This window comes from Pantoea dispersa (assembly GCF_019890955.1).
GTDB classification, from domain to species: Bacteria; Pseudomonadota; Gammaproteobacteria; order Enterobacterales; family Enterobacteriaceae; genus Pantoea; species Pantoea dispersa.
In genome coordinates this window covers 1,727,498-1,742,264 of sequence record NZ_CP082346.1, presented here as the reverse complement: position 1 = coordinate 1,742,264, position 14,767 = coordinate 1,727,498, and the positions used below count along the sequence as shown (strand labels likewise).

The window sequence follows — 14,767 nt, the reverse complement described above, 5'->3', positions numbered from 1 at the left end:
ACGTTGCTCACACATGCTGTTAATAATGAATGGAGAATCCGATGAACCGCAGTTTGAATCCAGGGATTGCCGCAACCGGCACGAAACGCGTCATCCGTCATCTGCGTTGGTGGGTGCTGGTGCTGTTTCTGGCCGGCGTCACCGTCAACTACATTACCCGTAACTCGTTAGGCATTCTGGCCCCCGAGCTGAAAACCAGTCTCGGCATCACCACAGAACAATATTCATGGATAGTCGGCGCTTTTCAGCTGGCTTATACCTTCTTTCAACCGATCTGCGGCTGGCTGATTGACGTCATTGGCCTCAAACTCGGCTTCTTCATCTGCGCCACCATCTGGGCGCTGGCCTGTCTGTTCCATGCCGGCGCCGCCAGCTGGTTGCACCTCGCCATCTTGCGCTTTGTCATGGGCGGAGCTGAAGCGGCCGCCACGCCGGCCAACGCCAAAGTGATTGGTGAATGGTTCCCGAAAAAAGAGCGTCCGATCGCGGCCGGCTGGGCCGGCGTCGGCTTCTCGATTGGCGCTATGCTGGCACCTCCCATTATCTACTTTGCCCACGCCTCGTTCGGCTGGCAGGGCGCATTCCTGTTTACCGGCTGTCTGGCTCTGGGCTGGGTGGTGCTGTGGTGGCTGTTGTATCGCGATCCGGAACGTAACCCGAATCTCAGCAGCGATGAGCTGGCCTTTATTCGTCAGGATAATGAACCACCGGCGGTCAAACTGCCTTTCTTCAAAGCCCTGAAAACCGTCTCCAGAAACAAGCGTTTTTACGGTATCGCCATTCCCGCTTTTATGGCTGAACCGGCATGGGGCGTGCTGAGCTTCTGGGTACCGCTCTATCTGGCAAAAGACCTGGGAATGGACCTGAAACAGATTGCCATGTTCGCCTGGCTGCCGTTCCTCGCGGCGGATCTCGGCAGCGCAGCCAGCGGCTACCTGACGCGCATCTATACCCGGCTGTTTGGCTTCAGGCTGGTAAATTCCGTTGTCGCCAGCTCGGTCACCGGCGCCTTTCTGATGCTGTCGCTGGCACTGGTGGCGATGACCAAAGACCCCTATGTCGCGATTGCCCTGATCTCGATTGGCGGTTTTGGTCATCAGATCATCTCCTGCATGTTGAGCGCACTAGTGGTGGAAAAATTTGATAAGGGCCAGATGGCCACGGTAAATGGCATGCGCGGCTCGTTTGCCTGGATCTCCAGCTTCCTGTTTTCGCTTGTGATTGGCGTAACGGCTGACAAAATCGGCTTTAACCCGCTGTTTGTCGCCATGGGCTTCTTTGACCTGATCGGTGCAGTCTTCCTGATTGCGTTTATTGCTGAGCGTCGTTCAGCGACCCAATGAAGTAGGTAACGATGAAAACCTTAAAAAACTGGTCTTTAGCCCATTCTGATCGTCACCATGTGGTGCTTAACGTTGATGGCAAACACCATCTGTGCCTGTACGTGCTGGAAAAAGGTCTGTTCCGCGTGGTGATCAAGCGCCACGGCAACTACAGTCTGGACCGCACCTGGAGCATTGCGCCGGAACAGGATGTTCCGTGGGAAGGGCGTCCGCGCGACAGCCTGGCCGGGTTTAGCCTGCCCGGTTTTACGCTGGAGGAAGAAGCCAATTGTCTGACCATCAGTACCGACACGCTGCGCGTGATAGTGCGTCAGCCACTGGCGCTGGAGTGGCAGTACCGTGATGCCGCAGGCGACTGGCAACTGCTGACCGGCGATCGCCCCACCAGCGCCTATCAGATCAACGCACACGGCGACGGCGTGGCGCACTATCAGCGCCGCATGGCGGACGACCGCTACTACGGTCTGGGCGAAAAAACTGGCGATCTGCAACGCAACGGCAAACGCTTTGAGATGCGTAATCTGGATGCTATGGGTTACAACGCCTCCTCCACCGATCCGCTGTACAAACATGTGCCCTTCACCCTCACGCGGCGTAACGACGTCAGCTTTGGCCTGTTCTACGATAACCTCAGCACCAGCTGGTTCGATCTGGGTAACGAGCTGGATAACTATCACCAGCCGTATCGCCGCTGGCAGGCGGAGAGTGGCGATATCGATTACTACCTGTTTGTCGGTAAGCGGGTGCTGGATATCACCAAAACCTTCGTGCGCCTGACCGGCAAAACGCTGTTCGGCCCCAAATGGAGTCTGGGCTACAGCGGCTCGACCATGCACTACACCGATGCGCCGGACGCGCAAAACCAGCTGATGAACTTCATCCGCCTGTGTGAGGAGCACGCTATTCCGTGCGACTCCTTCCAGCTCTCTTCGGGTTATACCTCGCTCAATAACAAGCGTTATGTGTTCAACTGGAACTACGACAAAGTGCCGCAGCCGGAAGCGATGAGCGAGGCATTTCACGGTGCCGGGCTGCGCCTGGCGGCCAACATCAAACCCTGCCTGCTGCAGGATCACCCGCGCTATGAAGAAGTCGCGGCTCAGGGACTGTTTATCCGCGATTCGGAAGAAGATGTGCCAGAGCGCTCGGTGTTCTGGGATGATGAAGGATCGCACCTCGATTTCACCCATCCGCAAACGGTGGCCTGGTGGCAGGAGAACGTCACCCGTCAGCTGCTGGAAAAAGGCATCGACGCCACCTGGAATGATAACAACGAGTATGAAGTCTGGGACGGCGAAGCGCGCTGTCACGGCTTCGGCACGCCGATTGCCATCAAGCATATTCGCCCGGTGATGCCGCTGCTGATGATGCGCGCATCGATGGAAGCGCAACAGCGCTTTGCCCCCGAACAGCGACCGTTCCTGATTTCGCGCTCCGGCTGCGCCGGGATGCAGCGCTACGTGCAAACCTGGAGCGGCGATAACCGCACCAACTGGACCTCGCTGCGCTACAACATTCGCATGGGCCTCGGCATGAGCCTGTCCGGCTTGTATAACGTCGGTCACGACGTCGGCGGCTTCTCGGGCGATAAACCCGACGCGGAGCTGTTTGTGCGCTGGGTGCAGAATGGCGTCATGCATCCGCGCTTCACCATTCATTCATGGAATGACGATCACACCGTGAATGAGCCGTGGATGTATCCTTCGGTCACGCCCGCAATTCGGGCGGCCATCGCGCTGCGCTATCGCCTGCTGCCGTATCTCTACACGCTGCTGTGGCAGGCGCATGCGGACGATGAACCGATGCTGCGCCCGACGTTCCTTGATCATGAACACGATGCCCAGACCTTTGCTGAGTGTGATGAATTCCTGCTCGGCCGCGATCTGCTGGTCGCCAGCGTGGTGGAACCCGGCCAGCGTGAACGCCGCCTGTGGCTGCCCGACAACCAGACCGGCTGGTATGATTTCGCCACGCAGCAGTGGTACAGCGGGGGTCAATGGATCACCTTGCCTGCGCCCCTGGAAACACAGCCGCTGCTGGTGCGCGCAGGTGCGGCACTGCCACTCAGCGAGCGTATTGCTCACGTCGACGCCGCCGCAGACGATCATCGCACGCTGCAGCTCTACCCGTTGCAGGGCAAAGGCGTTAGCCACGGCGAACTGTTCGAAGATGATGGCGAGTCCTGGGGCTATCAACAGGGCAATGCGCTGTGGCTGCAGTGGGAAATGCGCTGCGAAGCCACAGCCATTCACCTTACGCTACGGCGCAAGGGTGACTATCAGCCGGCATGGCAAACGTTGCAGATTGCCCTGCCCGCCGGTGAACAGCGTGCGCTGTTTATCGACGGTGTCGCCGCAGGCGCTGCGTCAGCCGACGTGACGCTGGCGCAGATTTCCCGCAGCTGATAAATCACAAGAGCGCACCGATGTCGGGTGCGCCTGATTACCTTCATCGCAGCCCGCTTTTTTCTCCCTCAGCAGCTTACACCACCAAGATATCTGCCCGTTTTCTGTCCCGACGTTATCCCGCGAATAAATCTATCCGGTTTAATACGCTTATTTCACCACCCTGCTCACCCGATTAATCCTGGTTGCTTACTAATATAATAGCTGCGCTTAATGCAGGCATAAGCGTTTATTGCTGAGGCGATTGCGTAAAACATGACGACGCACTGGCTAAGCCATCGTAATAATATGCCTTAACACGGAAACGCCGCGGTTTAAGCAATATTCAACTGTGGCGCGCTATTAGTCATTAAGACGACATTAATCGGGTAATTCCCGACTTCTTAAAGGGCCTCTGTGATGAAAAGATTGCTGTTACCGATGATAGCTTTACTTGCCAGCCACGCCACCCTTGCCGCCGACGGTCAAATCACGTTCGTCGGCGCGATCGTTGAACCCTCCTGTGATTATGCCGTGACGCGCAGCGTCTCGCTGAACTGCACGCGCGAAGGGATTAAAAAGAGCGAAACCCTGCAGGTTAATGGTGCCGCGCGTGAATTACCTTACGCGCTGGGCACCGCGCGCATTATCCGTGAGCGTGGTTTGACTTTTCTGCAGGTAGAATATAATTGATGGTTTTAAGCCTGATTTACTCAGCTGCTCATTATCGTAGTCATTATCACTGCATGGCAAAGGAATGCTTTATAAAACAGTGTTTCTCTTAACCTATCCTGGCATTTCACTTCCAAAATAACAGGCACCTGATTAATCTGGCATCCAACGCTTCAGTCTGCAGATATTTTTAACTGCACGATGAGGGAAATAAGCATCATTTGCGACATCATGATTTTATATAAATATAGCGCCTGAACCAACAGGCCCGAGCCGATCAGCGCCTGTACGGTGCCGCCGGAAATGCCCCGTCTGATGGCCGCGGCCGGGTATTCAGCTCGCGCGCCTGATCGCCCATCGCACATTGACTTCTTTCGTGGCGCAGGTACATTTTACGCCATGAAAACCTTTCTGATTATTGTCCCGGACGGCGGCATGCTGTTCGAAGCGGCGGGTATCGCCGACATCCTCATGCACGCCAACCTGCACCTGCCGGTGGGCGTTGCTGGCGCACGCTATCGCATCAGCATCGCGACCACGCAGCCGCACCAGGTGATCCACGGCCAGTCTGGCCTCAATCTGCTCGCCGACCTCAAACTGGCTGAACTCGATCCGCGTGAACGCTGGGACACCATCATGATTACCGGGCGCGGTGATAACCCCGAAGAACGCAACATGGTGGTGGACTGGATTAAGCTGGCTGCCCCGCAGGCGCGCCGCGTGGTGTCGATTTGCGGGGCGGCGATGCTGCTGGCGGAGGCGGGATTGCTGGATGGCCGGCGCGCCACCAGCCACTGGCGTTTGCTGGACACGCTGCAGGCCAGCTATCCGCGCGTGCAGGTTGAAGGCGGCCCGCTGTATATCCAGGATGGCCCAATCTGGACCTCTGGCGGCGTCAGCTCCGGCTTCGATCTGACACTGGCGCTGGTAGAGGAAGATTTTGGTTTCAGCGTGGCGCGCGACATCGCACAGGATATGGTGATGTATCTGCGTCGTCCCGGCGGCCAGATGCAGTTCAGCCGCTTTCACCTGCAGTCCGTCAGCGAGTCGGGGCCGATTGCTCAGTTGCAGAGCTGGATCGCCGCCCATCTGGCGGAAGACCTGTCGGTGGAGAAACTGGCGGCCCAGGTGGCGATGAGCCCGCGTAACTTTACCCGCGTGTTCAGCCGCGAAACCGGCGTTTCACCGGCGCGCTATGTGGCAGAAGCGCGGCTGGCGGCGGCGCGCGAGCGGCTGGAGCAGACGCGCGAGACGCTGGAACGCATCGCCACCGCCACCGGCTTTGGCAGCAGCATCAACCTGCGGCGCAGCTTCGAGCGCCAGTTGCATCTCACGCCCAACGAATATCGCCAGCGCTTTCACAGCCGCAAAATGGCGTAAAGTGATCCTTTTTTGTCGTTTACGCCAGTGCACGCCAGGCCTACAGTGACTGCAGTAACTTCACTAAGGAGTCAGTCATGATCAAGGTAGGCATTAACGGTTTTGGCCGTATCGGACGTAACGTATTCCGCGCCGCGCTGGGCAGCAGCGACATCGATATTGTGGCGATTAACGATCTCACCGACAGCAAAACGCTGGCGCATCTGCTGAAGCACGACTCTCTGCTGGGTCGACTGCCGGCAGAAGTCAGCGCTGGCGACGGCGAGCTGCGCATTGATGGCAAACCAGTGCGGGTGTTCAGCGAGCGCGATCCGGCCAATATTCGCTGGCGTGACGTGGGCGTGGATATCGTCATCGAAGCCACCGGCTTTTTTACCGAGCGTGACAAGGCCGCGGTGCATATCACGCACGGCGGCGCCAAACGCGTCATCATCTCTGCGCCGGGCAAAAATGATGATTTGACGATTGTGATGGGCGTCAACGACCAGCGCTACGATCCGCAGCAGCACTATGTGGTGAGCAACGGCAGCTGTACCACTAACGGCCTGGCGCCCGCCGCGCAGGTGCTGCATCAGGCGTTTGGTATTGAGCACGGTCTGATGAACACCACCCATGCCTATACCAACAGCCAGGCGCTGCATGACCAGCCAGAGAAAGATCTGCGCGGCGCGCGTGCGGCGGCGCTGTCGATTGTGCCCTACTCCAGCGGCGCAGCTAAAGCGCTCGGCCGGGTGATTCCGGAACTGGAAGGCCGCTTAACCGGTTACTCGCTGCGCGTGCCGGTGCCGGTGGTGTCGGTGGTGGATCTGACGGTGACGCTGAAACGCGACGTGACGGCCGAAGAGGTGAATGACGCCTTTAAAGCCGCTGCTGCTGCGGGTCCGCTGCAGGGTATCCTCGGCTACAGCGATGAGCCGCTGGTCTCCAGCGATTATCAGGGCGATGCGCGCTCATCGATTATCGACGGCTTATCCACGCTGGTGATTGGTGGCAACCTGGTGAAGATCCTTGCCTGGTACGATAACGAATGGGGCTTCTCCAACCGTCTGGTTGACCTCGCACGCCTGATGGCACAGCGCGGTCTGTAATCTCCCCGGCGGCGTGCGCCCGACCCGCGCACGCCGCGCTAATGCGCCAGATAGAAGATCAGATGCATTCCCGGTGCCTGCTCAATTTGCAGCGAGGTAAAGGTATATGTCTGCATCCTGCCTTCGACATCAATCAGGGTTTTATTGCCCGCGCCGATTTTCCCCACATCATGGTCATTCCACAGCGTGCGAAACCCGGCGCTGCGCGCCAGCAAATCCTCGATCACCACCTCGAATTCCTGCGACTGATTGCTGGCGGCATAACCGGCGCGAAACGCCGACAGCGTATGGCGCGCCGCCTCTTCCCAACCATGAATGCGCTGCTGGTAGGCTTCACTGATGAACATCAGCTTGAGCGAGTTGCGATCCGCCGGCGGCAGGGCCGCCCAGTCGACAATCAGCGACTGCGCTGCCGGATTCCAGTAGACAATATCCATGTTGGCGCGGCGCACAAATGCCGGATGCGGGTCCAGCGCATCCACCATCGCCCTTACTTCAGGCGGCAACTCATGACTGAAGGGTTGCGAGTGTGCGTTACCAAACACCAGCGCTTCAAGATACTCCTGCTCGGTAACCGAGAGCTGTAGCACTTTGCCGATGCGCTGCAGCGCGGCGGGCGAAATACTGATGTCGCGCCCCTGCTCGAGCCAGGTATACCAGCTGACGCTGACTGCTGCCAGCTGTGCCACTTCTTCGCGCCGCAGTCCGCTAACGCGCCGGTTTTGCCGGCTGAAGCCATAGATCTGCGGATCAATACGCGCGCGCTGGCGGGTAAGGAAGTTTTTCACATCTTCACCACGCGATTTGACGGCCTGGGTATGACCTGTAGTCATAGGATAAACCACCCCATTTTTCACTGAATGATTGACATTTACTATCACCGGACAGAGTAAGGTATCTCAGCGGAGTAAAGCAAAGTATGTCAGCAGATTCAGTTTCCGCCGGACGGCAAGCAGTCCGGCACACCCGGGTGAGCCTGATCACCATGCTCACCGGCATGGTGACCCTGATTGTGGTAATGGGTATCGGCCGCTTTTCACTCACGCCGCAGATCCCGCTGATGATCGCCAACGGTCACCTGACGCTCTCCAGCGCTGGCGTGCTGGCGGCCATGAATTACATCGGCTACCTGCTGGGCGCACTGCACGTGAGCCGCATCACTGCCCATCACGCGCGCTACCTGAAGGCCGGTTTGCTGGCCACCGCGCTGGTGACCCTGCTCTCCGGCTTTAGTCATGCCTGGGTACTGCAGTGCCTGTTCCGTGTGGTGGCGGGTATCGGTGGTGCCTGGGCCCTGATTATCGTCACATCCTGGACGCAGATGGTGCTGGCACAGCAGCAGGCCCCGCGCATGTCCGCCGCGGTATTTGCCGGCCCGGGAGCTGGCATCACTCTGAGCGGCGTGCTGGCGTGGCTTATCACCCGGTTACACCTGAATGACGATCGCGCCTGGCAATGCTATGGCGTGGTAGCGCTGGCTGGCGTGCTGCTGCTGTGGCGCGCGCTGCCCGCGTCGCTCCCCGCCCGGCAGCGGGAAAGTGCGCCGGCGGCACCGGGTAGTGCGGTAAAACGGCTATGGCTGGCCTATACGCTGGCCGGTTTCGGCTATATTTTGCCCGCGACGTTTCTGTCACAAATGGCGCACAGCCTGTTTGCGCAGGGTCAGCTGGCAACGCTTTTCTGGCCGCTGTTTGGACTTTGCGCAGTGGCTGGTGTGGTGCTGATTATGCTGTTTTCTGCGCGCCTGAATACGCGCCTCAGCCTGGCGTGGGTTATGATCCTGCAGGGGTTGGGCGTGGCCAGCGGCGTGCTCATCCCGGGCGTGAGCGGGCTGCTGATCTCAACGGTGATGGTCGGGCTGGGGTTTCTTTCGATTATGCAGCTGTCGATGCAGCTGGCGCGCGCCGTCTCCAATATCAGCGTGGCAAAAACCGTGGCGATATTGACGTCAGGCTATGCCACTGGCCAGCTAATCGGGCCGCTGATCTCCGCCGCCAGCGTGCAGATTTTTGCTTCCCTGCACCCCGCGCTGCTGCTGGCCGCTGGCGGACTGGTGCTGGGCGGACTGCTGGTGCTGCGCATCCGCCCGCACTGACGCGCTTACTTCAATGCCATCGCCTGCTTTAGCGTGAAGAACAAGTCGGTCTGATCGGTCAGGCCGACCACATTCGCCGCGTGCGGACCGTAGGCCGCGATGCGCAGTTGGGTGCCGGTGTGCTCCTGGGAATCCTCTTCCGAGTTACCGTAGCTGATGGTCATCACCGCGCCATCTTTGGTGTTGAGCGCCTGAGTCAGACCCGGCGCTTTAGTGCCGTTTTCGACGATCTGGCTGCTGTGCGCGTGATCGGCGGTGACCACTACCAGCGTATCGCCGTGCTCGCGCGCATACGCCAGCGCCACCTGCACCGCCTCATCTAAATCGACGGTTTCACCAATCTGACCGCACGGGTTAGCAGCGTGATCCTGCTTGTCAATCGACGCGCCCTCCACCTGCAGGAAGAAGCCGTTGTCGTTGTGGCTGAGCAGGTCGATGGCTTTTTGCGTCATCTGCGCCAGGGTTGGCATTGATGCCGGACGATCTTTGTTGACCTCACAGGTCACCACCGGTTTATCCAGATTACCGTGATAGCTGGCTTTCGGCCCCTGCCAGCGCACCGGCATGTTGTCCTCCGAGAACAGCCCCAGCAGTGGCGTCTGTTGATTCGCCTGCTGTACCGCATTCAGCGCGGCGAGATTATCGACCAGCTGGAACCCCCGTATTTCGGCCTGCTCGCGCAGGGTTTTGCCCTGATAGTCGCCCGCTTTAGCCCGCTCAGCGAAAGATTTGGCACCGCCGCCCAGGGTGACGTCGGGACGGGTTTGCAGCAGCTGCTCGCTGATCGATCCTTTCCCGCCCTGCTCCAGCGCGTTACCCGGACACAGCTCGCTGGTTTTTTCCGGGCCGAAGCATTTGCGCGAGGTAACGTGCGCCATCAGCGCGGCCGGCGTGGCATCCTGCAGTTCTGCGGTCGAGACGTTGCCGGTGGCTTTACCGGCTGCTTTCGCCAATTCAAGCAGCGTGACCTGATCTGTGCCGTTGACATCGACGCCAATCGCGCCGTTATAGGTTTTCGTGCCGGTGGCCCAGGCGGTGGCCGACGCGGCAGAATCCGTTACGTAGTTTGGCTTGTGCGTTTTCTTGTCCAGCGAGTAATGGGTGTACTGGCCGGTGAGCGGCAGCGCATCAATACCGGGAAAGAAGCCGCCGGCCCCCATCGCCTGATTGCGTGCCGCGGTGATTTCGGAATCGCCCATGCCATCGCCAATCAGCAGGATGACATTCTTCGCCGTGCTATTGCTCAATGAGGCTTTCAGCGCCTCGGTCTGGTCGCCACTCAGGCGACGCGCCCCGCCGTGCTGGGTGATATCGCCGGTGGCGGCGCGTTGATAGCTGGCGCTCTCTGCCAGCGCGGACGTGGCGGTGAGTGAAGCCAGCAGAGAGAGCGTGAAAAGAGGTAAGCGTTTCATTTATCAGCATCCTTATCCGTAGATATAACCAAATGTTTCCGCCGACAAGTCTGCGACAGTGCGGTGACACTTTTGTGTCAGTTAAGGAATGTTTTGATGACAAAACCGGCAAAGTGGAGAGGCTTAAGGCAATCTGCGCAGAGGTTAAGCGAATAGAAAAAAAGGAGAAAATAGCCCTTGACCCTTATCGCTGAACTCCCTATAGTAGCGCCCCGTTGACCCAGTGCGGTCAGCAAACAAAATGTGGTGAGGTGTCCGAGTGGCTGAAGGAGCACGCCTGGAAAGTGTGTATACGGCAACGTATCGGGGGTTCGAATCCCCCCCTCACCGCCATCATTCAGAGAAGAGCCTGTACGCAAGTACGGGCTTTTTTCATTTATATTCTCCAGACGTGGGGGGATGAGAATCCCCGATGGGGGGTTCGACAACTGGCGCATGCCAGTTGGACAGCTGAGCCTGCGACGCTGCCCGCAGGGTGAGCGAAGCTCATCAATCCCCTCTACCATTTGTAACAAGACTTCAGGCGGACGAAACCGCTTGTGAATTGATTACAGAGACACAGTTCTACAAAATCAGCAAAAAAATGCACGTGAAGTGCACGTGCACTTTGATGCCATGAAAGCCTCTGACTATCGACAGGAGCTTTTTCATTTTTTATTCTCCTTGCAGCACCGACCCCGCGATCTGGCGACCCCGCTACCTCATTTGATGCCACAATCCATCACAAATCTGCCCAACAACTCTGCACACTCACCGCTTTTGTGCCACAGGACGCATAATCGAAAGATCCCCTTTCGCTGCAATATCGCGTGGGCAGCGGACCGTGTACTCTTACCGGAAATTCTGCAGGGTATCCTTTTCATCCACTGATGATGTCGCTGAATTAAGAGGGAATGCACTATGACCAGACTGAAAAAGCACCAGCCATGTTCCGGCCACTCTTTTCGCTGTTTAATGAGACGGATGAACCATTGCCTGACGGGAGAGCGTTGATATGGCCGTTCAGTCAAACGTATCCCATATTCTTAACGAACTCGCGCACAACGCCCGGCAGATAGACGAGAGCCAGGCGCAGGCATTGATCGCACATATTCGCAGCGCGAAACACATTTTCCTGCAGGGCGCCGGGCGCAGCGGCATTGCTATCCGCGCGTTCGCTAACCGTCTGTTGCATCTGGGTTTCTCGGTCAGCCTGGTCGGTGAAATCTCGTCACCCCACTCCAGACCTGGCGATTTGTTGATTATTGGTTCTGGCAGTGGCGAAACCGCGAGCCTGAAAGCGCTGGCGCTGAACGCCGTTGAGCGCGGTGTCGATGTGGCGCTGATTACCCTGAAAGCAGATTCAGGCATCGGCAGACTGGCCAAATGCGTGTTGGTGTTACCCGGCAACGTTAAAACCGATAACGCACGCAGCGCCGGACGATTCTCGCAGCCAATGGGCTCGGCCTTTGAGCAGCTTTGCTTCATCACCTGTGACGCCATGGTGCTTGAAATCATGCATCAGTGCGGTGAAACCAGCGAGAGCATGTTCAGCCGCCATGCGGACTTCGAATAACAGCATAACGTGTTTCCCGAACGTCGCTGATTTATACGCGGCAAATCTGACACCGAAACCCTGTGTGGTGATACGGTATCGCCGCTGACACGGGTGTGCAGGTTAGATAATTTATTCTGTTTATATTTAAGCGTAATTGATTTCCCTGGTGCCGGACTCAGTTATTGATGTGGATAAGGCCACGCATGATCGAGGCCGGTTGATGACAGGATGCCCGTGACGGCCAGCCAGGCGATCACCAACGCGAAGACAATAATTGCTGTAATTTCAATTGATTTAATCCAATGACGCTTAGCCATAAATACCCCTTCTCAGTTCAGGTGTTTGTACACGCTTCTCTGAAGATAAGATGTTACCGGTAAAGCGCAAGCGTTGATCACATCATGAAACATAAAGCACAGCTTATTGATTATTTGCGGCGCGAAAATTTGGCATAGCCGTTTGCCCGTCTGCTGGCGTCCTGGTGCATCCGGGTTTTTCGTGGGATGAGTGATGTGATCATTCAGACGCTGCGTGCACCGGGCTAAGCGCATCCGTTGCCGCTAACCCATTTTTGTGACGCACAATATCCGCCATGATTGCCAGCGCGATCTCCGCCGGGGTTTTGCTGCCGATATCCAGCCCAACCGGTGCGTGAATGCGCTGCAACTGCGTCGGTGTCAGTTCCGCAATCGCGCTCAGGCGCGCTTTGCGTTTTGCGCTGTTGCGCTGCGAGCCCATCGCACCGAGATAAAACGCAGGCAGATTGACCGCTTCCATCATGGTGAGATCGTCAATACGCGCATCATGCGTCAGCGAGAGGATCGCCGTGGCGGCATGACAGCCCTCGCGTTCCAGATACACCGCCGGAAACTGCTGCACCAGTTTGACGTCCGGCGCCAGTTCGGCCGCCATATTGCTCAGCACCTCTTCACGGTGTTCACAGACGATGGTTTCGAATCCCAGCGCCAGCGCGAAGTTGGCACAGTACACGGCGACGCTGGAGAGTCCGGCAAGGATCAGGCGCGGCGCGGCACTCAGGGTCAGAACGATTTCACCGTCAGTGACCTGGGTGCGGGTGCGGTGGGTATAAGGCGCAGGTTCGAGCGCGTGACACGGCTGCGGCAGCGTCAGGCGTTTGGTGATGGCACGCGCGCCGGACAGCGCATCCTCCAGCTGCTGTAAATAGCGCAGCGTGGCGGCCCCGGCAGGCAACCGTTCGACCAGAATATCCAGTACGCCGCCACACGGCAGCGCGCGGTCAGGCGTGTCGCCCCCCTCACCGTAGCGCACCAGTTGACTGGCGGCAGAGAACGCCTGCTGCTGAACGCGGGTGATAAAATTCTCCTCGACGCAGCCGCCGGAAAGGGAACCGCTGTAGCGCCCATCGGCGCGAATCACCATCATCGCGCCCGGCGGGCGCGGCGAGGAGCCGTACGTGCTGAGCACGGTACACAGCCACACCGGCTGCGCTTCCGCCCACTGCTGCGCCATCCTTACCACCTGCACATCAAGAGAGTGCATGACTTTCTCCGCTCATCGTTTCCGCCCATTTTCTTCCCGTAAGCATAGCAATGAAAAACCCGGCCGCAGCCGGGTTGAGATTAGCTATTTTTTCAAGGTTAACTGTAAGCATGCAGCGTACGCTGGCACAGTGCCGAGCGAACGCAGTCGTCTTTACCGAAACGCACCACGCCAATCATCTCATCCTCTTCGAAGCGCGCCAGCGCATCGGCAAGGCCAGATTTGACGCTGGCGGGCAGGTCGCACTGGGTAATATCCCCGTTGACAATCACGGTGACGTTTTCGCCCAGGCGGGTCAGGAACATCTTCATCTGCGCAGCGGTGACGTTTTGCGCCTCATCCAGAATCACCACCGCATTCTCAAAGGTACGTCCGCGCATATACGCGAAGGGCGCGATCTCTACCTTGGCGATTTCGGGTCGCAGGCAGTACTGCATAAAGGAAGCGCCGAGACGTTTAACCAGAACGTCGTAAACCGGTCGGAAATAGGGGGCGAATTTCTCGGAGATGTCTCCTGGCAGGAAACCGAGATCTTCATCCGCCTGTAAAACCGGGCGCGTCACAATGATCCTTTCGATGTCCTTATTGATCAGGGCCTCGGCTGCTTTCGCAGCGCTGATCCAGGTTTTACCGCAGCCGGCTTCACCGGTCGCGAATATCAGCTGTTTCGTTTCTATGGCGTTAAGATAGTGCGCCTGAGCATCGTTTCTGGCCTCAATTGGTGACCGGTCACGCACATCGCGCGCCATGCCAATTGCATCCAGCCCACCCATCTGCACCAGCGAAGTGACCGATTCTTCTTCACGCTGACGATGACTGCGAGAGTCACTGCGAAGCACTCGGCGGGCTTCACGACGCGCTTTGATCACTGCTTTCTGTCTTCCCATAGTGGCACCTTACAGTTGGTTTCATTTATCGCGGCGGATCACCCGCGGCGATGATTTGAACGCTTTAGAGGTTTTGTTGGCTTCCTTGTAAGCCGTATCGAGCCAGTGAGAAAAGTGTGCAACAACGCCGAAACGCTGCCGCGCACCGGTAAACATCGGAAAAGAATTCGAAGGCGATAAAAGAAAAGTGAAGAGGATTCTCACGCGGGAGACAATCCCCCGCAGCGTACTGCGCTAGCTGAAGTGTATTTAACTGTCCGTATAAGGACCGGGCCATGCGCGAACTCCAGTGGACTTAGCCACACAACTGACGACGCTATGACTAAAGTTCATCATATTTCCGCCGATTTGCAACACTATTTTTACTTTATGGCAAAGAAAACCCGTGCGGCGCAGCCTTAGCTCGGTGCGCTTAAATTAAATTAATAATAATATTCAGTAAGATAGG

12 protein-coding genes and 1 tRNA gene are annotated in these 14,767 nt (G+C 57.7%); 8 read left to right on the top strand and 5 right to left on the bottom strand.

Features of this window, described 5'->3' with window-relative positions:
• Positions 1 to 41 precede the first annotated feature (41 nt).
• The 5 genes from K7H94_RS07995 (at position 42) to gap (ending at position 6,867) form a co-directional block, all read left to right on the top strand.
• Positions 42 to 1,343: an MFS transporter gene (locus K7H94_RS07995; RefSeq protein ID WP_159378086.1), complete on the top strand. Its 1,302-nt coding sequence runs from the start codon at positions 42 to 44 to the stop codon at positions 1,341 to 1,343.
• An 11-nt stretch (positions 1,344 to 1,354) separates the two neighbouring features.
• The gene (locus K7H94_RS07990) at positions 1,355 to 3,748 is read left to right on the top strand and encodes a glycoside hydrolase family 31 protein (protein ID WP_222951925.1); all 2,394 of its coding nucleotides are present in this window, start codon (positions 1,355 to 1,357) and stop codon (positions 3,746 to 3,748) included.
• Positions 3,749 to 4,168: 420 nt separating this feature from the next.
• A complete protein-coding gene (locus K7H94_RS07985; RefSeq protein ID WP_222951924.1) occupies positions 4,169 to 4,420 on the top strand; it encodes a hypothetical protein in 252 nt (83 codons plus the stop codon).
• A gap of 378 nt (positions 4,421 to 4,798) precedes the next feature.
• Complete coding sequence (locus K7H94_RS07980; protein WP_058757529.1) at positions 4,799 to 5,779, top strand: GlxA family transcriptional regulator; 981 nt, start codon at positions 4,799 to 4,801, stop codon at positions 5,777 to 5,779.
• A 77-nt stretch (positions 5,780 to 5,856) separates the two neighbouring features.
• A complete protein-coding gene (gene gap, locus K7H94_RS07975) occupies positions 5,857 to 6,867 on the top strand; it encodes a type I glyceraldehyde-3-phosphate dehydrogenase (RefSeq protein WP_127834258.1) in 1,011 nt (336 codons plus the stop codon).
• A gap of 38 nt (positions 6,868 to 6,905) precedes the next feature.
• Here gap and K7H94_RS07970 read toward each other — a convergent pair whose 3' ends face one another.
• Positions 6,906 to 7,700 carry a helix-turn-helix transcriptional regulator gene (locus tag K7H94_RS07970; RefSeq protein ID WP_222951923.1) on the bottom strand — a complete coding sequence of 265 codons (795 nt, stop codon included), beginning with the start codon at positions 7,698 to 7,700 and terminating at the stop codon, positions 6,906 to 6,908.
• Between the two features lie 86 nt (positions 7,701 to 7,786).
• Here K7H94_RS07970 and K7H94_RS07965 point away from each other — a divergent pair, with 86 nt between their 5' ends.
• Positions 7,787 to 8,962, top strand: coding sequence for a YbfB/YjiJ family MFS transporter (locus K7H94_RS07965; RefSeq protein WP_222951922.1), 1,176 nt, complete (start codon positions 7,787 to 7,789; stop codon positions 8,960 to 8,962).
• 5 nt (positions 8,963 to 8,967) lie between these two features.
• Here the strand turns inward: K7H94_RS07965 and phoA are convergent, their stop codons facing one another.
• A complete protein-coding gene (gene phoA, locus K7H94_RS07960; RefSeq protein ID WP_222951921.1) occupies positions 8,968 to 10,374 on the bottom strand; it encodes an alkaline phosphatase in 1,407 nt (468 codons plus the stop codon).
• Positions 10,375 to 10,619: 245 nt separating this feature from the next.
• Here phoA and K7H94_RS07955 point away from each other — a divergent pair.
• Together K7H94_RS07955 and hxlB are read left to right on the top strand one after the other, a co-directional pair.
• Positions 10,620 to 10,707 (top strand) — tRNA-Ser (locus K7H94_RS07955).
• A 661-nt stretch (positions 10,708 to 11,368) separates the two neighbouring features.
• Positions 11,369 to 11,929, top strand: a complete 561-nt coding sequence (gene hxlB / locus K7H94_RS07950; protein ID WP_141495307.1) for a 6-phospho-3-hexuloisomerase — start codon at positions 11,369 to 11,371, stop codon at positions 11,927 to 11,929.
• Positions 11,930 to 12,090: 161 nt separating this feature from the next.
• On the opposite strand, the gene K7H94_RS07945 is transcribed toward hxlB, so the two are convergent.
• From K7H94_RS07945 to phoH, 3 genes are all read right to left on the bottom strand, one after another.
• A complete protein-coding gene (locus tag K7H94_RS07945; RefSeq protein ID WP_021509915.1) occupies positions 12,091 to 12,228 on the bottom strand; it encodes a hypothetical protein in 138 nt (45 codons plus the stop codon).
• 199 nt (positions 12,229 to 12,427) lie between these two features.
• Positions 12,428 to 13,432: an XdhC family protein gene (locus K7H94_RS07940; protein WP_222951920.1), complete on the bottom strand. Its 1,005-nt coding sequence runs from the start codon at positions 13,430 to 13,432 to the stop codon at positions 12,428 to 12,430.
• A 98-nt stretch (positions 13,433 to 13,530) separates the two neighbouring features.
• The gene (gene phoH, locus K7H94_RS07935) at positions 13,531 to 14,319 is read right to left on the bottom strand and encodes a phosphate starvation-inducible protein PhoH (protein WP_058757427.1); all 789 of its coding nucleotides are present in this window, start codon (positions 14,317 to 14,319) and stop codon (positions 13,531 to 13,533) included.
• Positions 14,320 to 14,767: the final 448 nt, after the last annotated feature.